The sequence below is a fragment of the Paenibacillus tabacirhizosphaerae genome (assembly GCF_040812395.1).
In the GTDB taxonomy this organism is placed as follows: Bacteria; Bacillota; Bacilli; order Paenibacillales; family NBRC-103111; genus Paenibacillus_E.
Genome location: NZ_JBFNXH010000014.1, coordinates 41569 through 65046 on the forward strand (window position 1 = coordinate 41569; position 23478 = coordinate 65046).

At 47.0% G+C, this 23478-nt stretch carries 23 protein-coding genes and 2 pseudogenes; 20 read left to right on the forward strand and 5 right to left on the reverse strand.

The window, feature by feature from the left end; translation table 11 throughout:
• Positions 1-90 precede the first annotated feature (90 nt).
• From ABRS97_RS21240 to ABRS97_RS28230, 6 genes and pseudogenes are all read left to right on the forward strand, one after another.
• Positions 91-1431: an NtaA/DmoA family FMN-dependent monooxygenase gene (locus ABRS97_RS21240; protein ID WP_367817308.1), complete on the forward strand. Its 1341-nt coding sequence runs from the start codon at positions 91-93 to the stop codon at positions 1429-1431.
• Positions 1432-1435: 4 nt separating this feature from the next.
• Positions 1436-2800, forward strand: a complete 1365-nt coding sequence (locus tag ABRS97_RS21245; RefSeq protein WP_367817310.1) for an LLM class flavin-dependent oxidoreductase — start codon at positions 1436-1438, stop codon at positions 2798-2800.
• Positions 2801-2819: 19 nt separating this feature from the next.
• Positions 2820-3722 carry a transporter substrate-binding domain-containing protein gene (locus ABRS97_RS21250; RefSeq protein ID WP_367817312.1) on the forward strand — a complete coding sequence of 301 codons (903 nt, stop codon included), beginning with the start codon at positions 2820-2822 and terminating at the stop codon, positions 3720-3722.
• A gap of 9 nt (positions 3723-3731) precedes the next feature.
• Entirely contained in the window at positions 3732-4436 is a 705-nt protein-coding gene (locus tag ABRS97_RS21255; RefSeq protein ID WP_367817313.1) for an amino acid ABC transporter permease, read from the forward strand.
• 29 nt (positions 4437-4465) lie between these two features.
• Positions 4466-5179, forward strand: coding sequence for an amino acid ABC transporter permease (locus tag ABRS97_RS21260; protein WP_367817315.1), 714 nt, complete (start codon positions 4466-4468; stop codon positions 5177-5179).
• A 73-nt stretch (positions 5180-5252) separates the two neighbouring features.
• Positions 5253-6138: pseudogene (locus ABRS97_RS28230) on the forward strand (transposase).
• 697 nt (positions 6139-6835) lie between these two features.
• On the opposite strand, the gene ABRS97_RS21280 reads toward ABRS97_RS28230, so the two are convergent.
• Positions 6836-7711 (reverse strand): SDR family oxidoreductase, encoded by an 876-nt coding sequence (locus tag ABRS97_RS21280; protein ID WP_367817459.1) that lies wholly within the window; start codon positions 7709-7711, stop codon positions 6836-6838.
• Between the two features lie 47 nt (positions 7712-7758).
• A complete protein-coding gene (locus ABRS97_RS21285; protein ID WP_367817322.1) occupies positions 7759-8616 on the reverse strand; it encodes an SDR family oxidoreductase in 858 nt (285 codons plus the stop codon).
• A 154-nt stretch (positions 8617-8770) separates the two neighbouring features.
• Between ABRS97_RS21285 and ABRS97_RS21290 the strand changes: the two genes are divergently transcribed.
• From ABRS97_RS21290 to ABRS97_RS21330, 9 genes and pseudogenes are all read left to right on the forward strand, one after another.
• Positions 8771-9613 (forward strand): helix-turn-helix transcriptional regulator, encoded by an 843-nt coding sequence (locus tag ABRS97_RS21290; RefSeq protein WP_367817324.1) that lies wholly within the window; start codon positions 8771-8773, stop codon positions 9611-9613.
• Positions 9614-9713: 100 nt separating this feature from the next.
• A complete protein-coding gene (locus ABRS97_RS21295) occupies positions 9714-10058 on the forward strand; it encodes a hypothetical protein (RefSeq protein ID WP_367817326.1) in 345 nt (114 codons plus the stop codon).
• A gap of 216 nt (positions 10059-10274) precedes the next feature.
• Entirely contained in the window at positions 10275-10529 is a 255-nt protein-coding gene (locus ABRS97_RS21300) for a rod shape-determining protein (protein WP_367817328.1), read from the forward strand.
• Positions 10530-10615: 86 nt separating this feature from the next.
• Positions 10616-10819: pseudogene (locus ABRS97_RS21305) on the forward strand (rod shape-determining protein); the annotation flags it as partial.
• A 417-nt stretch (positions 10820-11236) separates the two neighbouring features.
• Positions 11237-11794: a GNAT family N-acetyltransferase gene (locus ABRS97_RS21310; RefSeq protein WP_367817330.1), complete on the forward strand. Its 558-nt coding sequence runs from the start codon at positions 11237-11239 to the stop codon at positions 11792-11794.
• 16 nt (positions 11795-11810) lie between these two features.
• Positions 11811-12206: a VOC family protein gene (locus tag ABRS97_RS21315; RefSeq protein ID WP_367817461.1), complete on the forward strand. Its 396-nt coding sequence runs from the start codon at positions 11811-11813 to the stop codon at positions 12204-12206.
• A 286-nt stretch (positions 12207-12492) separates the two neighbouring features.
• Entirely contained in the window at positions 12493-13185 is a 693-nt protein-coding gene (locus tag ABRS97_RS21320) for a response regulator transcription factor (protein ID WP_367817332.1), read from the forward strand.
• Positions 13186-13306: 121 nt separating this feature from the next.
• Complete coding sequence (locus ABRS97_RS21325) at positions 13307-14695, forward strand: sensor histidine kinase (protein ID WP_367817334.1); 1389 nt, start codon at positions 13307-13309, stop codon at positions 14693-14695.
• Positions 14696-14730: 35 nt separating this feature from the next.
• The gene (locus ABRS97_RS21330) at positions 14731-15102 is read left to right on the forward strand and encodes a hypothetical protein (RefSeq protein WP_367817336.1); all 372 of its coding nucleotides are present in this window, start codon (positions 14731-14733) and stop codon (positions 15100-15102) included.
• A 208-nt stretch (positions 15103-15310) separates the two neighbouring features.
• Here the strand turns inward: ABRS97_RS21330 and ABRS97_RS21335 are convergent, their stop codons facing one another.
• From ABRS97_RS21335 to ABRS97_RS21345, 3 genes are all read right to left on the reverse strand, one after another.
• Positions 15311-16363 carry an LLM class flavin-dependent oxidoreductase gene (locus tag ABRS97_RS21335; protein WP_367817463.1) on the reverse strand — a complete coding sequence of 351 codons (1053 nt, stop codon included), beginning with the start codon at positions 16361-16363 and terminating at the stop codon, positions 15311-15313.
• A gap of 953 nt (positions 16364-17316) precedes the next feature.
• A complete protein-coding gene (locus tag ABRS97_RS21340; RefSeq protein ID WP_367817338.1) occupies positions 17317-18186 on the reverse strand; it encodes a pentapeptide repeat-containing protein in 870 nt (289 codons plus the stop codon).
• A 30-nt stretch (positions 18187-18216) separates the two neighbouring features.
• Complete coding sequence (locus tag ABRS97_RS21345; RefSeq protein WP_367817339.1) at positions 18217-18621, reverse strand: winged helix-turn-helix transcriptional regulator; 405 nt, start codon at positions 18619-18621, stop codon at positions 18217-18219.
• Between the two features lie 116 nt (positions 18622-18737).
• On the opposite strand from ABRS97_RS21345, the gene ABRS97_RS21350 reads away from it, so the two are divergent.
• The 5 genes from ABRS97_RS21350 (at position 18738) to nudK (ending at position 23354) form a co-directional block, all read left to right on the forward strand.
• A complete protein-coding gene (locus tag ABRS97_RS21350; protein WP_367817341.1) occupies positions 18738-19751 on the forward strand; it encodes a zinc-dependent alcohol dehydrogenase family protein in 1014 nt (337 codons plus the stop codon).
• Between the two features lie 168 nt (positions 19752-19919).
• Positions 19920-20876, forward strand: coding sequence for a phosphotransferase family protein (locus ABRS97_RS21355; protein WP_367817343.1), 957 nt, complete (start codon positions 19920-19922; stop codon positions 20874-20876).
• Between the two features lie 2 nt (positions 20877-20878).
• Entirely contained in the window at positions 20879-20998 is a 120-nt protein-coding gene (locus tag ABRS97_RS21360; protein ID WP_367817464.1) for a helix-turn-helix domain-containing protein, read from the forward strand.
• A 191-nt stretch (positions 20999-21189) separates the two neighbouring features.
• Entirely contained in the window at positions 21190-22383 is a 1194-nt protein-coding gene (locus ABRS97_RS21365) for a MerR family transcriptional regulator (RefSeq protein ID WP_367817345.1), read from the forward strand.
• A 5-nt stretch (positions 22384-22388) separates the two neighbouring features.
• Positions 22389-23354, forward strand: a complete 966-nt coding sequence (nudK, locus tag ABRS97_RS21370) for a GDP-mannose pyrophosphatase NudK (RefSeq protein ID WP_367817347.1) — start codon at positions 22389-22391, stop codon at positions 23352-23354.
• Positions 23355-23478 lie beyond the last annotated feature (124 nt).

A 23478-nucleotide genomic window follows, 5' to 3' on the forward strand; every position in this document is an offset into this window, starting at 1 on the left:
TAGCTGACTGGAAGTCTAGAGGCTAAGTTGTGCGCTGCGAGAAGCATGCGTATAAACTTAGCCTTTTTCTATGTGAAAGGAGATAAGCCTATGGACAAAAGACAAGGGCAGCTGCATGTGGCGCTTTCTTTGCAAAACGGCGGTTATTCCCCCGGCAGCTGGCGCCATTCGCAAACCGAAAGGGCGGAGTGGAATCATCCGGATTATTATCATCATTTGGCTAAAACCGCAGAAAGGGGCAAATTTGATTTGCTCTTTCTTGATCATACCGGAAGTGGGGAGAAGCTTCGGTCGACTGGCCGGGAGCCGGGCGCCTTATTCGAGCCGCTGACGCTCATTTCTTCGCTGATTTCCGTTACGGAACGAATCGGAATCGGCGCTTCTGTCGCCATTGCGACAAGCGAGCCTTATGCCGTTGCCCGCACGTTGGCGGTGCTGGATCACCTCAGCAATGGACGTACGGCGTGGCAGCCGGAGCCAACCGAACACTACGAGCCAAAGCGTCGCCAGGACGGAGAAACCGGCGAATTGTCAGAAGAGCAGCGGTTCTTGCGAACGCAGGAGTTTACGCACGTGACGAAGAGTCTTTGGAATAGTTGGCAAGAGGATGCCTTATTGGTAGATAAAGCCAGCGGACGATTCCTTGACGCCAATAAAGTTCAATTTATTCACCATGCCGGGAAGCATTTCAAAGTACGGGGTCCTTTAAGCGTGCCGAGACCCCCGCAAGGGTCCCCCGTTCGCATTGAACAGCTTCAGATATTAGCGGATCCGAATCATGTTGATGTGACAGGTATTGACCTCCTCTTTAGCCCTCAGCGTTCGTTACGGGAGGCATCCGCTTTTTACGCCCGGCTGCACAAACGGATTGCAGACGCACACCGTTCCTCCAATGAGTTAAAAGTATTAACGAATCTATCGCCTATACTTGGCGCGACAGAGCAGGAAGCATGGGATAAAGCTGCTGCCTATCGGGAACTTATTCATCCAGAGGCTGGACTCGCCATCTTGTCTGATCTGTTAGGGCATGATGTTGCAATATATCCGCTAGATGGACCGCTGCCTGAAATCCCTGGTATTTCCAAAGCTAAAATTACCGGCAAGCTTCGTTTCATAACGGAGCTGGCACGAGAAGAGGGGCTGACGATTCGGGAACTGGGACGCCGGGCAGCTGAACTGCAGGGCACGCAGGTGTTCGTCGGAACGCCTGCACAGCTCGTGAATTGGATGGAAGACTGGTTCAACAGCTATGGCAGCGACGGGTTTCTTCTTCAATTGCCTGACCTGACGCAGGGATTGAACACGTTTGTTGATGACGTCGTACCGCTCCTGCAGGAACGGGGGTTGTTTCGAACGGCTTACAGTGAGACGACGCTGAGAGGAAATCTGGATTTGACGGCTTCGTCTACCTACATATCAGCCAGGAGGTAATCAGATGGTATTAAACAAGAAGCAAGTGCATTTGGGCGTATTTCTGTTCGGCCCCGGCCAGCATGCCGGGAGCTGGCGGCATCCTGCTACGCAATCCGACCGTTTGCTGGATATCGGGTTCTATCAGGAATTCGCGAAGATCGCGGAGCGAGGCAAATTCGACACCATCCTGGTGCTGGAGCAGCTAGCGATCGGCGATCTGAACGGCAAAGTCATTGAAGACCGGCCGATACCGACGCTGGATACGTTGACCTTGCTCGGCGTCATGGCAGCGGTCACGGAGAAAATCGGCTTAACGGCTACCTGGTCGACAACGTACAATGATCCGTTTCATACCGCAGCGAGATTCGCCACGATAGATCACCTGAGCAGAGGCAGAGCAGGGTGGAATATGGTCACGTCACAGGACTCGCGTGTAGCTTTTAACTACAGTAAGGACGCTCATATGGATCATGCGCTCCGCTATCAGCGGGCGGCTGAATTTGTCGACGTTGCCAAGAAGGTGTGGGATAGCTGGGAGGAGGAAGCGATCCTTGCCGATAAGTGCTCAGGCGCCTTTTTCGACCCCGGCAAAGTGCATGACATCCACCACAAAGGCGCCTTTTTCTCGGTGGAAGGCCGTTCTACTATTCCCAGGCCGATTCAAGGCCACCCCGTGTTGTTCCAAGCGGGTTCGTCGGAAAGCGGGCTGCATTTTGCAGCGCAGAAAGCTGAAGTTGTCTTCACTGCGCAGGATAATTTGCAGGATGCGCAGGCCTATTATGCCAAGTTGAAAGCATTGACCTCGCGGTATGGCCGGAAATCCGAGCAACTGCATATCCTGCCAGGGTTATCGCCAATCCTGGGTACTACGGTCAAAGAGGCGAAGGAACTGGAGGCCTATTTTAACGAATTGATCTTGCCTGAAGCAGCCGTCAAGGTATTGTCAGGAACGCTGGATATCGATTTATCGGTCTATCCGATAGATGGTCCGCTGCCTTACTCGGAGATTCAGGCCGAAACGAACAATAATAAGAAAAGCCGCGTACAACTGCTCAAAGATTTGGCACAGCGCGAAAATTTATCGATTCGCCAGCTAAGCAAGCATGTTGTTGCTGCAGGCGGTCACTATTCTTTCGTGGGCACACCGGAGCAACTGGTTGATCACATGGAAACATGGATCGATCAAGACGCTTGCGACGGGTTTACGATCATGCCATCTCACTACTTAAGCGGATTGGAAGCTTTCGTGGATCAGGTTGTGCCGCTGCTTCAGGAGAAAGGCCGTCATCGTATTGACTATACGGGACATACACTGCGCGAGCATCTCGGTTTGGAACGTCCGGCGAGTCCGTGGACGCCGCAAGCCCAGCAACAAATCACTTTATAGATCATCGGAGGGTATAGATATGAAAAAAAACGGGTCTATTTTCACAGCATCAATCGCCTTAACCTTACTTCTGGCAGGCTGCGCCAATTCAACGGGGGCTTCGACCGGCGCGTCGCCAAACGCAACCTCATCATCCAAGCCTGCTGAGACCGGCAAATCAAGCGACGTCACCGTCGTTAAAGTTGCGCTGAATAGCATCCCCGTGCCTTTGTTCAGCTTTGTCAATGAGAAGAACGAGCCGGTCGGCTATATGATCGATTACTTGAAGGAAGTGGAGAAGAAGCTGCCGGAGTACAAGTTCCAATACGAGTCGGTCGATAACGATGGTCAATTAATCGGAACCGATACGGGCAAATACGCTTTTGCCGCCAATTTCTGGTTCAGAAACCCCGAGAGAGAGAAGAAGTTCCTGTATCCTGAGCATGAATATGGATATTCCGTCACGGCACTCGCGGTCAAACCGGACCGCAACGATATCCAGACCTTGGACGATTTGCCCGGCAAGAAGCTCGTGCCGATGACGCCTGCGAACGGTTTGCGCTATATTCTTAAAGATTATAATATCAAGCATCCCGGTAAAGAAATCAAAATCGAAGATATTGACAAAACGACAACAGCGGACGATTTGAAGCTCGTAGATTCCGGCAAATATGACGTGGACTTTATTAATGTCGTTAGTTTTGATGATGTGAAGCAGCGACTAAATCTAAATTTGAAAATAGGCGGGGTTATTTCCAAAGAGCCGGTGTGGTTCCTCTATAACAAAAATCAAAGTGAGCTGGCCAAAAAAATCGATGCGGTAACGGCAGAACTAACGAATGATGGCACGTTAGGCAAGCTTTCTGAAAAATGGTTCAAGGTTGATTTCTTTAAAAGCCTGGATTTCGTCAAGCAAGGTTATCAATTTAGAAAAGACAAATAAGGGGGGCCTATGAGCTTAGGTGCTGATCTGAATACCTTACTGCAGTTGACCTTGAAAATTGCAGAAAAACTGCCCATCACCCTAACGATTCTTGTTCTTTCATCGGGCTTTGGCGTGCTGCTGGGGCTGATTATTGCCATGATCCGCATACAAAAAAGGCCGCTCCCGTATGCCATTGCAACTTTTTATCTCTCTTTCATGCGATGTACGCCGACTTTGGTTCAGCTCTTTCTAATTTTCTACGGCTTGCCGCAGTTATTGATGTTGTTTCATATCGATGTGAATGACTGGAATAAAGTGATCTTTGCGGTTATCGCTTTTTCGCTGCATAGCGCCGCCTTCCTGTCCGAAGTATTTCGGGCTGCCTATTTGGCCGTTGGCCGGGGGCAGCAGGAAGCCGCCTACAGTGTGGGAATGAGCTATTTCCAATCCTTGAGGCGGATCATCCTACCGCAAGCATTCGGTATTGCGGTGCCTAATCTGGGCAATAATCTGATCATTTTGCTGAAAGAGACTTCGCTGGCCTTCTCGATCGGGATTACCGATATTATGGGGCAGGCCAACATTATCCTCGGCAATAATTACGGGGCGAACATTCTTGTCGTTTACCTGATTATTTCCCTCATGTATTGGATCATCTCCATTGCGATTGAACAAGGAACAGACCGTTATGAGAAACATCTGAGAAAAGGTTATATCGGTTTCGCCAAATAATACCGGATTCCAAGGGAGGGAAGAGGTCCTTGATCAATTTTAGCTTGGAATTTGCTATTCAGCAGTTTCCGCTAGTTCTCAAAGCTGTGCCGATGACGCTGCTGGTCGCAGTCATTTCCATGCTGCTTGGACTTGTTTTCGGCTTTCTTATTGCGCTTTGCCGATTATATGAAGTGCCAGTTTTGCAAAGGTTTGCTGCACTCTACGTGTCCTTCATCCGGGGAACGCCGCTGCTTGTGCAAATCTATGTCATTTACTACGGCACACCAGCGTTATTCGAGTTATTGAATCGGCAATTCGGCTGGCATCTTCCGGCTAATGACATATCGCCGCTTGCCTTTGCGTTGTTGGCGTTCACCATCAATGCGGCTGCCTATGAATCGGAGATTATACGCTCCGCATTGAAAACAACGGATAGCGGGCAGATGGAGGCGGCGCATGCCATTGGGATGACCACCAGGCAAGGGCTTTTCCGCATTATTATTCCTCAGGCCTTAGTTGTCGCTTTACCTAACTTCGGCAATATTTTCATCGGGCTTATTAAAGGGACATCGTTAGCCTTCGCCGTCAAAGTGATCGAGATCATGGCTGTAGCCAAAATTGTGGCAGGTGACGGGTATCGGTACTTGGAAATGTATTTGGATGCTTCGATTGTGTATTGGATCATTTGTTTTGCTTTTGAAAGGCTCTTCGCAGCGCTTGAGCACCGAGCAGGGCGGTATGAGGAGAAAATGACCCTATAGATGACATGTTGAAAAATCGCGTATAACGCGGTTTTTTTTATTTTTTTGCTACATTTAGAATAAGAAACAGGACATCCTACACCGAATTTTCTTTGATGAGAATCAGCACTGGTAAGCCTTTAAAAGCAAGCATGGCAAAAAGATACATCCCGTAGTGCTGAAAGAAATCCAAAAATTTCGAGATTGTGGAGACCCGAAAAAAGGGTTTAAGCTGCTCGCATGTGAAGGGTGCCACGATCTTAAGGTGGTGCCCTATCGGTGCAAGGGACGTTTCTGCACGACGTGTTCATGCGGAGAAACGGAAGAGTGGAGGCGGGTCTTGTCTCTTTATGGATGAAGGGGTTCGGCTTATCAAGTTCGGAGACCAGCAATTGCTGTGAACCGAATAGAAGCGTATGACGGAGAATATGTAACCTTTCGATACCATGACAAAACAGATGGACAAGACAAACGAGAAACGGTAACGGTAGAGGAGTTCATTTCAAGACTGATCCGTCATATTCCGGACGAGCAGTTCAAGACAATTCGGCATTACGGCGTGTATTCCCGTAGAACAAAGAGTCTGAGTAAGAAGCTCGTGAGTGCTTGGCAAAAGGAAGTCCGAGATGGATCGTGAAAGCGAAAAAGGTAATGAAGCGCAATACGTGGAACGAAAAAGTAAAAGAGCATACGGGAAAAGACCCGATGGTATGCCCTAAATGTGAATGCTATTATGAATACAAGGGGGAGGCCTGTCTTCAGGATGGGAAATTCACCGTGAAATATGCTGTTTGTAAGACCTCTCGAGCTTGCTTAGAAATGATGATTAGTCATGTCACCGGTGTCGAAGAAACGAAAAGTGGTCAAGAAAAAGAAAAGGCAGTTGCCAAGTTAAGCAACTACCTGCTGTCCAAAGAGAGCGTGAACTATATTTGTTTGAGCTGCGAGGAAGCGGAAAACATTCCGCTCAGCGTAGTTGAAAATTTTGATGTCATGGATGGAGGAGACCCCGAGATCCCGCCTCAGTTTTCACCAAGGACGCCGAAAGGCGTTTTTCTTAAAGATAAGAATTTATTTGGTGTTAGGGAGAGGACGCAAGGCTGGGTAGAGTTGGCATAATAAGCGGCTCATCGGATAATCGGGCAAATTTTCGAAGAATGTTATTCACGAGCGTGCAAGCGGAACTAGAGTACCTTATGGTCGATCATTTTCGCATTGATGTCCATTTCGCGGAACTACAGGACCCTATACCCCAGAAATTAGGGGGACAGGTTCACTTTGCGCCTGTATAACGCACCATAATTCCCCGTCATGGTTGAAAATAGGGCCATTTAAAGAAATAAGACATCGCAGTTCCGTCGTCTAGGGCTGAGCCATAACCCGAGATGGAAAAAGACAGAGTGAAGGAACGATTAGGTATGAGGCTAAACTGAATTGAGGAAGCTTACCGGTCGTATAAGGTGAAAAAAACAGTTCAATAGGAGGCAATCCGTATGCAGGAACTTGTTGGTCATTGTCAAACTTGCAGGAAGCCGATTTTTTGTCAGGCTGGGTTTCTTAACGGTATTGTATTGGAAGACAAAACCCTGCTATGTTTGGATTGCGCGGAGAAAGAGCAAGAGCCTTCGAAGTAGGATCGTAAAGCGTTCTTGCAGCTATGCCTCCAGTTCGCGCGTATTACCGTTTTTGCAGCGTAACCTTCGATAATCCGAGCGAACTGCTAAGCAGTCTGTCCCTCAGTTTGTCCGGCAGATGGCTCAAAGTGACAACCATACGCGCACCTTTGCCGACTGCATATCGCGTGCGGGGCTTTTCGGATGTAAGCGCGTCTATGATCGCTTCCACCACAACCTCTGTTGGCGAGATCGGCTGCTTGGCCATGGCAGCATGAATCGCTGTCACGGCTTGCACATATAGCCCTCGTTTATCGGCCGGAACTTGCTTGAGCGATAGGTCGGAAGCAGCATTGGCTTTATCGAAAATACGGGTTTGAATTGCGGTCGGCTCGATGATCGCAACATGAATATTCCAAGGCTTTAATTCCATTCGAAGCGCGTCCGTTATGGCTTCCATGGCGTGCTTTGAGGCGGAAAGCGCACCGAGGAAGGGCATGGCCGTTTTTCCGGTAACCGCCCCAACGTTCACGATGCGGCCGCTCTTCCTGCGAATCAACGGAAGAAACGCCTGTGTTACGGCAACTTGACCGAACACATTAATGTCAAACTGTTGTTTGATTTCTTCCAAAGTGAGCAGCTCCAGCGGGCCTTGCACGATGCATCCCGCGTTGTTAACGAGCCCGGAGAGCCCCTCTTTGCCAAGCGCTGCTGCCACTTTCTGTGCTGCCAACATCACTGAGGAAGGGACGGTAATATCGATTTCGATTGGGACAACCGAACCGGCTATCGTCTCTTTCAGCCGGTTGCCCTGTTCCATATCCCGAACACCCGCGAACACGGTGTAACCCATTTTCGCGAATCTTCGAACACAGTCGGAGCCGATGCCGCCGTTCGCCCCAGTAATAAAAATGCTTCCCCTGTCTTTTACTTGTACCATCACGATCACGCTCCATCTTCAATTGGTATAACGACGTTTTTGTACGGCTAGGATAACAACACATTCTCTCCATCGGAAGCGAGCAGCGTAAGCGCTTCGCTATAGTTCCACAATTTCCTGCGAAAGGCAGCGTCATAAGCTTGAGGCTCGGCCGAAACGTCATTTTTCTTGTCAAAATATCGCCCGGTTGTTTGTTCCATATCGCGGGAAACAGCTAAATGAACGACGCATTCCGCGCCCGATTTGGGACTGCCGAAGCCAATTGGAAGGCTTTCGCGGACCATCTTCGTATTCAGCAGCGATCCCGGGTGAAGGCAGTTGACGGTAATGCCCTCCGTTTCCAGCCGAGCGGCGAGATCGAAGGTGAACATCACGAGCGCCAGCTTGCTTTGCTTATAAGCGTCGAAAGGATCGTAGTCGCGTTCCAGCATGATATTGTCAAACTCAATCTGTTTTTGACCGACGGAAGCAACATTGACGATGCGTGCGGGAGCGGATGCTTTCAGAAGAGGCACAAGCAGGCGCGTGAACAAATAAGGCGCCAAGTAATTGACAGCGAAACGAAGTTCGTAATTATCTTGGCTCAATTTCCTTTGCTTGTCGCTGAGCTTGCCGGCACCGATGCCTGCGTTGTTAATCAAGACGTCCAATCGGGCTTCCTGATTTCGGATCGCTTTTGCAGTTCGTCGAACCTCATCAAGAGAGGCGAAATCCGCAACGTAATATCTAAGTTTATCGTTGCCTGTGCGTTTTCGTATCTCCTCCATGACCGTTTCGCATTTTTCGCGGTTTCTGCCGTGCAGCAGTACGGTAAAGCCCCTTTGAGCGAGGAAGATGGCGGTCTGTTTACCAATGCCGTCTGTTGAACCTGTCACCAGAAACACTTCATTCTCAATTTTGTCCATAGTCGACTTTTACCTCCCATCAATCCAGAATAATATCATCATAAATGATTTCCTGTATAATAAAGAGTAGAGTGTTTATTGTGCCAGATGCAGTCATCATAGTTGTGATCGTAGGATTAGGAATACCAGCTTACGAGAGGAAGGTTGACCATCTATGCAAAAATCGTCAAAATATAAAGAATTGGGAGATTTTCTACGGACAAGGCGTATGCGGCTATCACCTAAAGAGGTTGGACTGCATGTCGAATCGTCGCGTCGCCGAATTGACGGCTTACGAAGGGAGGAGGTTGCTGCCTTGTCAGGCGTATCGCTGGCTTGGTACACCTATCTGGAACAAGGCCGTTCGATTCGCGTGTCCGATCAGGTGCTTGAAAGTTTAGCACGTACGCTGAAACTGGACAAAGACGAGCGCACTTACTTGTTCCAACTGGCCGGCCAATGGCTGCCTGACGACTCGCTCCCCGCCTCTTCAAATGAGGAACGAATTTCGCCTGCCCTGCAGCTCATCCTCGATGAATTTCGCCATTACCCCTCCTATATCATAGGCAGAAGGTGGAACATTATCGCTTGGAACAGATTGGCGTCCGAACTGTTCGGATACACGCATGAAACCGACGATTTCGAACGCAATTTGATCTGGCGTATGTTTACAAAGTCCAATTACCGACAGCTATTCGAAGGTTGGGAAAACATGGCGAAAGGAATGTTGGCGCAGTTCAGAAGCTTTTACGGTAAATATTCGGATGATCCGTGGTACAACGAATTGGTTAACCGTTTAATGGAGACGAGCAGTGAGTTCGCAGCGTGGTGGCCGCGGCATGATGTTTTCGGTATTCCGGAAGGGTATAAAAGCATGAATCATCCTGTCGCGGGCGAGCTTTATATGGACTATAACAGCTTTATTCTGGCCGATGACCAAAACATGATTATGACCGTGTTTACGCCGCAGCCGGGTACGGATACGGGAGATAAGCTGAAACGTTTTTATTGTGACTAAAATTTTAATATTGCCCCATTCAAAGGCTCTATCTTTAATGAAGATTTTAATATCTGCTGACAGGTGGTGTAGAAAGACGACTTTTGAGATAATCGATTGGGTGAAAGGCAAAACGGAAATTAGAGAGCTTATACAAGGCTATATTGAATCGATTCACGATTTGCAGGTGAACGTTAACGTTCTTCAATCCGATAATGAAGAGATTATAGGAACCTTGGTAAGCGTGCCTAGGCATCGGCTTAAAATGCAGTCCGAGATTTCGTTGAAGGATGAGGGGATCACTAGAGCGCTTATTGATATTGCTCTAACAGCGCTAGACGCGGCGTGGTTTAAGGAACTTGCTGATGGTTTACAATCGATTGAACGACCTGCGGATCCGAATGAATCGATTTCTACCGCCTATATAACTCCCGCAAATCGCCTGGGCTTGCCCGGCATGAAATAAAGCATAACATAGACGATAAAAGTGAAATGCTGACCTCCATTTCGACAGCCTTCCCCCACAAATCGGCAAGTAGGCAAGAATACTATACGAATGGCGTTATCGCGAGTTTTGACAAGACGAGCAGAATGCTTCAATATTTTATAAAAAAATTCAAGGTCGAGGCTCTTTCTTTAGAAGCTCTCAAATCTACATTTTGGTGTCTGCGGGATCACGAATGTGCAGAAGAGGGCGATTGAAGAAACAGTCGTTCACATAGGAGCCAAAAAAGCGATTACAGTCGATGAGCCCTTGGCAGCAGCACTGGGCGCAGGACTCAGGCTCGACGAGCCGATGGGGCATTCGGTGCTCGATATTGGCGGCGGGACCTGCCAAGTGGCGATTTTATCGCTCGGAGGCATCGTCGCCAGCCATACGATTAACCGGGCAGGCATGTCGATTGATCGCGACATTATAGACTATGTGAAGCGGTAGTATAATCTGGAGATTGGGGAACGCACCGCAGAAGCCATCAAACAACAAATTGGTACGGCCGCGCAAATTGCGGGGAGCGTACACTCGATATTCGGGGACGGGATTTGATTGATGGATTGCCGCGATCGATCCGGCTAACCTCTGGGGAAATTTATTCAGTAATGAATGATTTTCTGGGTACACTGCTCGAAGCTATTCGCGCAAACTTGGATCTATGCCCTCCCGAACTGGCCCGAACGGCAGAAGGAAATGCCGGAAGAAACGGCTATTGTTCAATCTTAATCAAGTAAGCTTAGTCTGAGATTTGCGGACTAAGCTTATTTTTTTGTTTTACTTGAATCCTCTAACCAATCATGCAATGAGTACTGAATTTATGAAACAAAGCACGTTGTTATTCGTTTAATCAAGTGTCATAAATAATGGAGCAGCGTATTTTGCCCGTGACCTCTCCACAGCCGAGCATGAAGGCATACCATTTCCGATCACCTTTGAGATGGATAATGGACAAGTCTGGCCCTATCAAAGCCAACTGCCGTAGCGCCCTTTCCAAGTGACGGACAAAGAACTTATTGTCACAGGAGGTTATGGGCTGGGCAGGACTTGATCCAATGAAAAAGACAATGATTTACAACATACGGATGATGTGAAATCGAGCGATATCGTTTATGATTAATGAAACAGTGATCGATTAGAAAAGAGTGAGGAAAATGACGCTGGTGTACCGAACGACGGCAGAGTGGGAAGAAGCCTTATGGTCAAAAGCGGAGCTTGTGTACAACGAAGCGTTTCCCGAACACGGGCGGAAAAATCGTGCACTTATCCGCAGTATGTTCAAAAGAGGCATCTGTACGCTCCATACTTGGGAGGATCGCAAGGAAGTGGTTGCGATGGCGCTAACTGCAGGCAATCACCAAGAAAGAGTGCTGGTTATCGACTATATAGCGGTGCGTCAAGATCAGAGAGGCAAAGGATTAGGGCGAAAGTGCATCGAAGACGTCCGGTTCTGGGCAGAAACCCAGACAGAGTGCCGATGTATCGTCATTGAGGTTGAAGCTGAACCGACCCAGGAAAATGCGGAGCGTATCCGCTTTTGGGAAAAAGTTGGATTCCGGTTGACAGATTATGTGCAGCCCTATATTTGGGTACCAGAAACATATCGGGCTATGTATATGAGTTTGAATGAGGATGCCATTCCGATGGATGACGGTAAGATCTTATTCACCTACATTACTGCGTATCACGAGAAAGCGTATCGTGGGAAGTAGAAAGGGGTTGATAGCAATTCAAATTTCTCGATTGGATCACTTGGTTTTGACGGTTAAACAGATTGATTCCACATGTGATTTTTACAGCCAAGTACTAGGGATGGAAGTTGTCACCTTTGGAGAAGGAAGAAAAGCGCTACGCTTCGGACAGCAGAAAATCAACTTGCATGAAGCAGGGAAAGAGTTTGAACCCAAAGCAAAAATGCCCATGTCCGGCTCGGCTGATCTTTGTTTTATTACAGATACTGAATTATCAGATGTGATGCATCATTTAGGCCATTGCGGAGTCACGATTGAAGAAGGACCTGTTAAACGAACAGGAGCCGTAGCTCCTATTACATCTGTGTATATCAGAGATCCGGATGGGAATCTGATCGAGATTTCTAACGAATGGGCAGCCTTCGCTGAATGATGCGGAGACGAAATTGTTTATGCGTGTCCTGGTATTTATGAGGAATTGCTGGACGTATTACGTTCAAAATACTGAGTGTTGAAAATGATGACCCGCTTCGCGTCGTAATGACGAGGGGCGGGTTCTTTTATTTCGAACCAGTCGTTAAGACAATCTTAAGAATTATCCCTACAATCTGTTAAGATTCAGCGGCTATACTAAAACTCATCAACATACGGGTTGTATTTACCGTTTCTACTTGGTACGTTTATGGAAATAAGCTGGATTTATAAGGAGGGAATTTCATATGGCACAACCTTCGATACTCCTGGTCGATGATGAGAAAGAAATTATAGATTTGCTTGAGATTTACTTGAAAAATGAAGGATATCATCTACTTCGGGCTGCCGACGGCAAGGAAGCGCTTCAGGTGCTTCAGAAGGAAGCAGTAGATTTGATCGTGCTTGATATCATGATGCCTAACATGGATGGGATCGAAGCCTGCCTCAAAATCAGAGAGCAAAAAAACATGCCAATTATTATGCTATCCGCAAAGAGTCAAGATATGGACAAAATCTGGGGATTAAGTTCGGGGGCAGACGATTACTTGAGCAAGCCGTTCAACCCATTGGAACTTATTGCCCGAATCAAGTCGCAACTGCGCCGTTACACCCGGCTAAATGTGCCACAGGTTAACAAGGATCACGAGATCGAGGTCGATGAGCTGACGATCAACACACAAACGCATGAAGTGAAGCTGGATGGCCGGGAAGTTAAGCTGACACCGAGAGAATTTGCCATTCTTGAACTCCTGGCACGCAACCGGGGCATGGTGTGGAACATTGAGAAGATATACGAAACCGTATGGAAGGAAGCTTATTTTGATTCCGACAATACGGTCATGGTCCACATCCGCAAAATTCGTGAAAAAATCGAGCAAAATCCGCGTAAACCCAGATTTATTAAAACAGTATGGGGGGTTGGCTACAAAGTTGATTAATCCGTATGAATCCGAATTGTCCTCAAAGTTAAACAGGTTTCCATTCAGGACATTTCCGTTTAACTTGCTTCGAAAGCTGATTATGCTGGCACATAGGCTAGTTGTCTTAGGCGCAAGCCATGTGAAACGAAGCATCCGTATGCAATTAATGCTAACTTTCTGCATCTGTTTGCTCGCCTCTTCGCTTACCTATGGCGTCAGCGCGAACCTGTTCGGGGAAATTCGTCGCGAGGCTGTTATCGATTATAAAGACGGGATTCAAAGAATCATTAACGAGACCTACGGTCTGAATCGGGATCTGGAGTCGGAGGATAAGGCCTATTTTGAAATTCATGCGGAGTCGCTGGCTACTCATTTGCGATACAAAGTCCTCGTAACTGACTTAGAGGGGAAAGTCAGGTTCCGAAGTGAAAATGCGGCAGAAACGCAAGTTGAGATCCATAACGTGATCGCCAATGCGATGAATGCCCAAATGGACCAAGCGTTCGGGAGACAGGAGTTTTTCAGTTTTTACCCGATTAACTATCAGGGAAATGACGCGTATTTGATCGTATCGGGCATCCCAGAACCGCATATTACATACCAAAAAGGGGAAAGTCCGTTATCCTTGATGTTCGCTGTTACGATCTTCATCCTCTTGTTCTACTTCCTGACACAAAAGAAAATGCGCCATGTCGAGGAGTTGGCAAGCGGGCTGCGCATCATCGCAACGGGTAATCTCGATTATCGAGTCATCGAGCGCAGTGCTGATGAACTGGGCTCACTCGCCCGGGATATGAATCTGATGGTTGAGGATTTACAGCGAAGAATCGAGGAGGAACGGCGGAACGAACGCTTGAAAAGCGAATTGATTACGAACGTTTCCCACGACTTGCGCACACCGCTCACCCTCATCATGGGCTACTTGCGGCTGCTGCATGACAAGGGGTATGAAACGCCGGAACAGGCGGCCAACTATATTGGTATCGCTTATCATAAATCGGAGAAGTTGAAGTCTTTGATCGACGACTTGTTCGAATACACGAAACTGTCTAATCGTGATGTCCCCTTATACAAAGAAGGCGTTCCTGTTAACGAGCTTTTAGATCAATTGTTGGAAGAATTTGTAACCCCTGCGGAGGAGCAGCAGCTTACGATCATCCGCCATATCACGAAGGAGAAGCTGTTAGTTCATATCGACGTGGACAAGATGATTCGTGTATTCGAAAATCTAATGACGAACGCCCTCAAATATAGCCTGAAACCGGGCATGATTACGGTTACTGCGATACGTGACCACCGTCATGTCACGATGCGGGTTAGCAATCAATCTGAAGAGCTTACGAATGAGGATTTACTACAGTTGTTCGATCGATTCTATCGGGTCGACACCTCGCGTTCTTCTCACACAGGCGGTTCAGGACTTGGTCTGGCCATCGCCAAAAGTATCGTGGAATCGCACGAAGGCCTCATTTGGGCGGAGCAAAGCGGCGGGCAGATTCATTTTTATGTGAAATTGAAGCTGGCCTAGCAGAAGCAATTGAAAAAGGAGTGAGGCTTCTGGACATGAGACGATGGCTATTAGTCCTGATCCTAGTAAGCTTACTGGGGTTAAATGGATGCTCTAAGTCAATAAATTTCAACGGAAAAAGTCAATTTTGGCGTGTAGGCTGCACCGTTCAGCTATCGGCGAAAACCAAATCATATGTCATTCAATATATCGGCAATAAAGATCAGCCTATAACTGATGTTAGCTTCCGCTTTAACGACAGTAAAAACTTTGAGAATAGTGGGAAGAGCGATTCTCACTCGCGGAACCTGAAAATGAGCGGGAAGTCGACGTTGGATACGCCCTATTTGGATGAAACTAATTTTACACTGTATATAAAATGGAACGATCAAGAAGAGACCATCCAATTAACAAAAGAGGATAGTTAAATGAAGAGTAAAGATTTGCTTAGTTACTTAGAAAACATGGCCCGCACAAGAAATGTAAGAGAAGCAAGAGTAGAAGTTTCGATTATCGTTACCTGAAAATATAGAGTATGGCAGGAGGATGGGCGACTATGTGAGTTTTTGATTGTCTATACATAGAAAAGAAGTGTATGGGCCTTTTGGCTTCTACACTTCTTTTCATTTTCTGAGATTACTGCTTGGCTGCGTTTCGGGCAATTTCCTTGCGAACAATTGGGGCAACCTTGGTGCCCAGAAGTTCGATGGCTCGCATGACTTCAAGGTGCGGCATCGTGCCTACATTTACATGCAGGAAAAAACGAGTAACTCCCAAATTTTTGCGCAGCAGAATAATTTTTTCCGCAACATATTCAGGATCGCCGACATAGAGTGCGCCCCGGAGGCTTCGCGCGGCATCGTAAGTGGAACGGGTGTAATTCTGTCCCCAACCTCGCTCACGCCCGATGACATTCATTTGGGCTTGTGTAGGAGGAAAGAATAATTCGGCCGCCTGTTCGGTCGTTTCTCCGACAAAACCGTGAGAATGCGTGGCTATGGGCAGCTTGTCAGGATCGTGTCCAGCCCGAGCAGCTGCCTCCTTATAGAGCTCGACTAAGGGTGCAAAACTCTCCGGCATTCCGCCAATGATGGCGAAAGCGATAGGAAGTCCGAGCGTGCCTGCCCGAACAGCAGATTGTGCATTCCCGCCGCTTGCAATCCACACCGGCAACGGACTCTGCACGGGACGGGGATAGACGCCAAGATTATGGATAGCGGGACGATGGCCCCCTCGCCAAGTCACTTTCTCCGAGGATCTGATCGCTAGCAACAGTTCAAGGTTTTCCTCGAACAATTCGTCATAATCTTCCAGACTATACCCAAAAAGCGGGAAGGATTCAATGAACGAACCCCGGCCTGCCATAATTTCGGCTCGCCCGTTAGAGATGCCATCTAAGGTAGCAAAATCTTGATAGACACGAACCGGGTCGTCTGAGGATAGTACGGTGACGGCACTTGTTAGCCGTATTTGCTTCGTCATTGCTGCGGCTGCTGCGAGCACTACAGCGGGTGCAGTACCGGCGTAATCAGCCCGATGGTGTTCGCCAATTCCATATACATCCAAACCAACCTGATCGGCAAGTACGATCTCCTCAACGGCATTGCGCAAACGTTCAGCATGGCTGATGACCTTTCCCGTCACAATGTCCGGTGTAGTTTCCAAAAATGTGCTGATTCCTATTTCCATGTTGTTTGACTGATCGGCCATTTTCATTCCTCCTTCATTTATTATAGTTTACTCATTTTTTTATGGTTTCTCAAATTTAGTAAGCAAATAATGGGTTCAGGATGTCCGTCTATCATTATTAATCCCAGAGCGCCACCATATAACCATCCCATTTTAGCCCGTCCAAGATTTTTCAAACTAGCAGAGCCTGGCTACACGGTTCAATGCTTGAAACCTTAATAAATGAACCAAACAATCCCGATATATCGTGATAGTTATTTAATAAATACGAATGTTCGTAGTTGAAAGAAAGGGAAGGATATATGCGACGCACTGAGCCGAAAGAAATTGCTGAAATGGTTGGACGAAGGTGTTTTGGACAACTCGGAGGGCGAAGTACACGAGTGAATACGGAAATGCATTCCATATTGAAAGAAATAAAAAAAGTTGACTCGATAGGAGTCAACAAAAAATTATATTACCGTATATTTCCAATAGAATTCTTGGTTGTATCATGACGTGAAGCAGTTTCTGCAAAAGCAATGCTGGAAATTAGTGAGATGGAAATTGTGAGTAGAAATGTTATCAGTAAAGTTTTACTAATCATTAGTAACTTCACCTCCTAGTAACATGCTATCACAGCTTTAATGAAATTTCTGTGAGTTTCACCACAAATTATGAGATACTGCTTCGAAGCTACAGGACACCTCGCTCTCGCTCGGGTAAAAGATCGATTGGTAAAGCACCAATGAAATCGTTTGGAGTGATCTACCGCCATTTCAAGGGAGAGGTATTACGACTGCCGCTGTGTCGGCGGCTGTTCTGAGCAAGTTGCCGATGGATCAGGATTTGTCTGATCGGGTGGCAAAATAAAATGAACAAAGCGGCCGATCTATCCGGGGATAGAGGCCGCATTCGATGATGCTTCCATTAGCAGGGGGGTGGCAGCTGAGTACCGTCAAAGGAACTATGCGTCAAAGTGAGTTGCTGGAATTAGACCAGTGTTCCGGGCGTGCGAGCGATGACGGCAACTTGGTGTTGGCATCTCCTTTTGCAGCGTTAAGCTGGGCTTGGGTGAGAAAGAGACTGTCACGGAGGTCGGCCCCTCGAAGATTCGCGTCTCGGAAATCAGCACCGATGAGGTCAGCCGCCCGAAGATCCGCTCCTCGAAGATCGGCGGCAATAAGGTAAGCCCCTCTCAAGTTTGCACAGCGCAGATCTGCTCCCTTGAGGTTAGCGCCGATCAAATCGGCTCCTCGATGATGCATGATATGACGTCCGTGAGAGGCCCCCAAATGGCGGTGAGCTTCATCCCTTACAAGCTCGCTCGTCCTTAGCAGCAGTGTATTTACATTTGACCGGTGAGCTGCAAAGTCTAGTTCGATAAGCGCCTCGGGGCCGCAGTAAGTGAGACGTGTCGTTTCCTCGAGCGCCAAACTGAGCTCATCATGGATCAGATGAGCCGGTTTCAGCGATAGGGCCTCGGTCAGGTACCAAAGCAGCTCATGTAGCTGCCACATAATAGGGAATACTTCAAACATTTGATTCGCAGATTCAGGATTTTGCCGCCAGTCACGTTCACCAAATGTAACTTGGGATACCTTTTGCCCCGCGCCGAAGCAGTCAAATACCGTACATCCACGAAACCCGCGCTGCCTTAGACTTGTGTGAACGCCGCAACGGAAGTCCGCTTGCAGATTTGGACAGGGATTACCGGCTTTTTTATCCATTGCGAAATCTGTCGAGGCTGCGAAGGGGAGTGCGACACAGCACAAGCCAAAGCAGTTCTCACAATCCGCTTGCAAAGTCGAGAAAAGGTCCTGTATATCGTGATTCTCAAACAATTACTTATCTCCTTTCGTGTCGTTGTTACCTCATTCATTCTCAGCGAAATTCTGAGGTTCAGCAGCTTGATCGTATCGATCTCTTGCCTGCTCTACGACGGAAAATTTTTCAATTGCCCATTTATTAAGTTCCCGCATTGGCTGTAGCAGACTTTCACCGAGCGGAGTCAGAGAATAGTCAACGCTAGGTGGAATAGTTGGCGTCAGTTCGCGTGTTACGATGCCATCTCGTTCCAACTGGCGTAAAGTTTGAGTCAGCATTTTTTTGGAAATACCTTCTATACGCCTTCCCATCTCTCCGAATCGAATACGGCCATCCTCCATGGCATAGATGATCAGTACTGTCCATTTGCTCGAAATGATCTCCAGCATTTTGCTATAGCCACAAACCTTTAAGGAAATGTCCGGATGATTCCCTTTGTTTGTTGAAAACATCGTTTGCCTCCTTATGCACTTTTTGGTAACCAGTGAACAAATAAGTGCCTACTTACCTAATTTTAGTTGATGAATTATTATATGTCTATATCGAGCGATGAAGGAGAGAACACGAAATGAAAGTTATTCAAATCCAAGGTGGTTATGGTCTCACAAATGTCAAGCAGGCAGAACGTCAAATGCCAGTTCTGGGTCCGAATGAGGTGCTGATCAAGATTCGTGCCGTTTCCCTGAATTCCCGTGATCTTGGCGTTATTGCAGGTTATTATCAGCCTGATCTGTCAAACCCGCTTATACTTACTTCGGACGCTGTCGGAGAAGTTGTTGCTCTTGGAGATCAAGTATCCAGGTTTACCATTGGCCAAAGGGTTAGCGGCATTTTTACTCAAAGTTGGATTTCTGGCGAAGCGACCACAGCGAACTGGATCAGTACGCTCGGCAGTCCGCTAGATGGCATGCTGGCTGAATATGTAGTTTTACCTGAGCAAGGTCTCGTGCATGTGCCGAATTATTTGTCAGATGCAGAGGCGGCGACACTTCCATGCGCCGGAGTAACGGCATGGCATGCGATTGTCGAACAAGGGGGTGTCAAAGCTGGGGATACGGTAGTTGTGCAAGGAACTGGAGGCGTCTCCTTGTTCGCGCTTCAAATTGCCAAGCTACAAGGCGCATCTGTAATCGTTACGTCGAGCAGTGACGAGAAGCTGGGGAAAGCACGTCAACTTGGCGCGGATTTCGGCATCAATTACAGGCTGAATCCTGAATGGGATAAAGAGGTGCTGAAGCTTACGAATAACCGAGGCGCAGACCATATTATTGATGTGGGCGGGGCGGCAACACTGAATCAATCGATTACAGCGCTTCGCGTTGGCGGTCAAATCAGTATCGTCGGACTCCTTTCCGGCGGCTCGGTGGAGGGCTTCAATGTGGTGCCCGCTATTTTGCGCAGGGCACGGCTGCAGGCCATCAATGTTGGAAGCAGAGAGATGTTTGAATCCATGAACCGTGCAATTACGCAGCATAAGCTTCGTCCCGTCGTTGATCGCATTTTTCCATTTGATCAGGCTATTGACGCTTTGGATTACTTGGAGAATGGATCGTATTTCGGCAAGATTTGCATAGTGATCTGATATACAAAAAACACCATTGTTTCTCATTCTTACAAAGGAGCAGCTACAACAGCTGCTCCTTTGACTTGTTCAGACTTGTGGAAAAAAAAGTAAATAAAGCAGGATAATTAAGGAAACCATCGAATTCATATCGAGTCTAAACGTTTCATTTAATCGCAGAGGTGTTATATGGAGAGTCTTAATAAAAAAAGATTAACGGATAAAGAGATGAGAGCAGTCGTATTTCAAACTTTTAGCCAATCCTTTCAATCTGCAAAAGAACTCTCGGATGGGTGGGCCAATATGGCTTATTCCATTTTATTAGACGATGGAAGAGACGTAGTCTTGAAGGTGGCACCTTCCAAAGATAGGCTTCTTATGCGCTGTGAGAAAAACAATATGAGCACCGAAGTTGAGGCTTTGCGGATAGTTGCTCAGACAGAAGGTTTGCCCGTTCCTCGAATCTACGCTTACGATCCTTCATGCAGTTTGATTTCGTCTGAATATTTCTTCATGGAGTATGTGAAGGGCACCCCCCTGAATAAAGTGAAATCGTCCCTGACAGTCGAAGAAAAGGAAAAAATCGAAAAGCAGCTAGGCGTGTATAGTAGTTGGATTCACACTTACAAAAGTACCCAATTCGGCTATTTCAACAAGGAAGGCGGCCGGAAGATGACATGGTCGGAAGCATTCGTGGCCATGATCGATGATGTGCTAAGCGATGGGAAGGATGCTGACGTGATTTTGCCGGTGCCTTATTCGGTTATCGAGAAAGAAATCATCAGAAATCAGGATGCGTTATCTGATGTAAAGGATGCATGCCTGGTACATTGGGATTTATGGGACGGAAATGTGTTTATTCATGAGGGAGATGTTTCCGGCATTGTCGATTTTGAACGAGCTTTTTGGGGAGAACCGTTAATCGAGTTTTATTTTGGCCGACTTGGCAGAACGATTGCTTTTGAACAAGGCTATGGAAAAAGTATGAAAACGGATACCGAGCGGAGAAGAAGAGCTCTGTACGACCTATATTTGGATCTTATATTGGTTATTGAATGCACTTATCGAAAGTATGATAATCAGGAACATATCAAATGGACGTATGATAATTTCAAAGAAGGGTTCCGCTATTTGCAGGCCCAATAAATATAGGGGCCGTTCATGACGTTGCTGCAGCACTAGGTTTCAGCGACCAGAGCCATTTGCATCGCCATTTCAAACGTATTCTGGGGGTCACACCACGAGAATTTGTGCGTCAATCCCGATAGCGCAATAGGCTAGTATAAACCATTAGCATTAGAACTCTTGTCCCTTTTGTGGATGAGAGTTTTATTTATTATCACATTCAGTGCGTATTCGTTTGAGAATTTTCGAAAAATAAGACTTGCAGGTGACGTTACGTAACCTCCTATAATGTTAAATATAAGGTTGACACCATGTTGAGATGAGGAGGAAGAAAATGGCATCGGAGGCTTTCCTAACAACAGGACAAATTGCCCAACGGACAGGGATGACGCTTAGGACCTTACGATATTACGATCAGATCGGTTTACTGTCTCCTCCAAAGATCAATGATACTTCTGCCAGAAGGTACAGCAAAGAGGACTTAATCCGGCTACAGAAGATTCAGATCTTGAAGTATATTGGACTTAGCCTTCAAGAGATCAAGAGAGTAATGAAGGAAGAATCGCAATCCGAACTTGATCTTAGAAGCTCCCTAAGCGTGCAAAGAGAGGTCCTTCGTCATAAAATTGCCCATATGGAATATTTGCTTAAAGCGATTCATCAAGCGATGAATATGATGAATGGCAGTCCAAAGAAGCTGGATTGGAGCCATTTAACCGATTTAATTCATGCCGTTAACACAGAAAAAGATTGGGTAGAACAGTACCATACAGCTACGCGCCTGCAAACGAGAATACAGCTGTATGACAAATTTAGCGTGAACCAGATGGGATGGCATCGTTGGTTATTTGAGTATTTGATTCAGCTTCCCGGATGCAATGTATTAGAGCTCGGTTGTGGGGACGGCGCATTGTGGAGCAGGAACTTAGACCGGATTCCGCCGAATTGGAGGATTACTATCTCTGACATTTCGAATGGCATGCTGGAGGAAGCGCGAAGAAATCTTGCCGGAAACCATTCGCAATTTAAGTTCCTATTCGCCGATTCGCAGGATATTCCGTTCCATGACGAACAATTTGATATCGTGATTGCGAATAACATGCTATATCATGTTCCTGACATTTCAAAAACATTATCTGAAATCCATCGTGTTCTAAAACATGGAGGCGTATTTTGCACCTCTACGATGAGCAAACGGCATCTCCAGGAAGTGGAGGAAATGGCGCAAACATTTGACCCGGAAATTCAGGTGCTGGATCGTGTGATTGAGCGATTCCAACTGGATCATGCTTCGGAAATTCTATCCCACTTGTTCAGTGAAGTGGAATTATTTCGTTACGACGATTATTTGCTAGTTACAGAAGTTCAACCACTAATCTATTACATGACCTCAACGCCCATGAATGCCCGAGAACGGCTTACTGGGGACAAATTGCATCATTTTACATGCTATTTAGAGGCTCTATTGGAACGTGAAGGACAGCTTCATATTACCAAAGATATTGGAATTTTATTAGGGAGGAAATAATTAACATGTTAAACCTTGAGAACCCGCAAATACGAATATTGAAAAAAGAGCTTTTATCAGACAATTGGTATGTCTTACATAACGTGACATTTGAGTGCCAAGGAAAAGATGGGACTTGGGATATCCAATCGCGTGAAGTTTATGATCGCGGAAATGGCGCCACAATCCTTCTTTATAATCGGCTAAAGCAAACCGTTGTACTGACCAAACAGTTCCGAATGCCGACTTATCTGAATGGTAACGATACAGGGATGCTTATTGAAACGTGTGCAGGCTTGCTTGACAATGAGACGGCAGAAGCGAGCATTATTCGAGAAACGGAGGAAGAGACGGGCTACCGCGTTACTGAGATTGTTAAAGTCGGCGAAGCCTATATGTCTCCAGGCTCCGTGACGGAGAACGTACATTTTTACACGGCTGAATATAGCGAGAACATGCTAGCCGGTGAAGGCGGAGGGCTAAAGGACGAACATGAGAACATCGCAGTTCTTGAACTATCGTTTACCCAAGCATTAGAAATGATTCAAAGCGGAGAAATCCGAGATGGCAAAACGATCATGCTGCTTCAGTACGCACAAATTCACGGCCTTTTTGAAAATGCTGCTAAGCCCTTGCATATTCTCATTGCCGGTCCCTATCGCTCGGGGACTGACGACAATCCGGATTTAATCGAGCAACATGTCCGTTATATGAACGAAATCGCTCTTAAGGTATATGAAATGGGGCATTTGCCTGTGTTAGGCGAATGGCATGCTCTCCCACTAATCGCTACGGCAGGATCAAGAGGTATAGGAGACGAAGTTTTCGATCGCATCTTCCATCCCTCTTCTGTTAGACTGCTGGATTTCTGCGATGCAGTTCTCCGTGTAGGGGGTCCCTCCCAGGGAGCAGATGAGATGATGAATGTTGCAAAAAGAAAGGGAAAGCCAGTCTTTAACAATTTGCACGAATTACCTATTGTACCAATTTAGCTGTTATCGGACAGGTTTCCAATCCTGGCAGCATAAGGAGAAGAATCATTTTGATTCTGGTATTAGTGCAGCGGGTATTACGTTATTAGCAGGGAAAAGTTTGCTATCGTCTGACTGTTTCAGC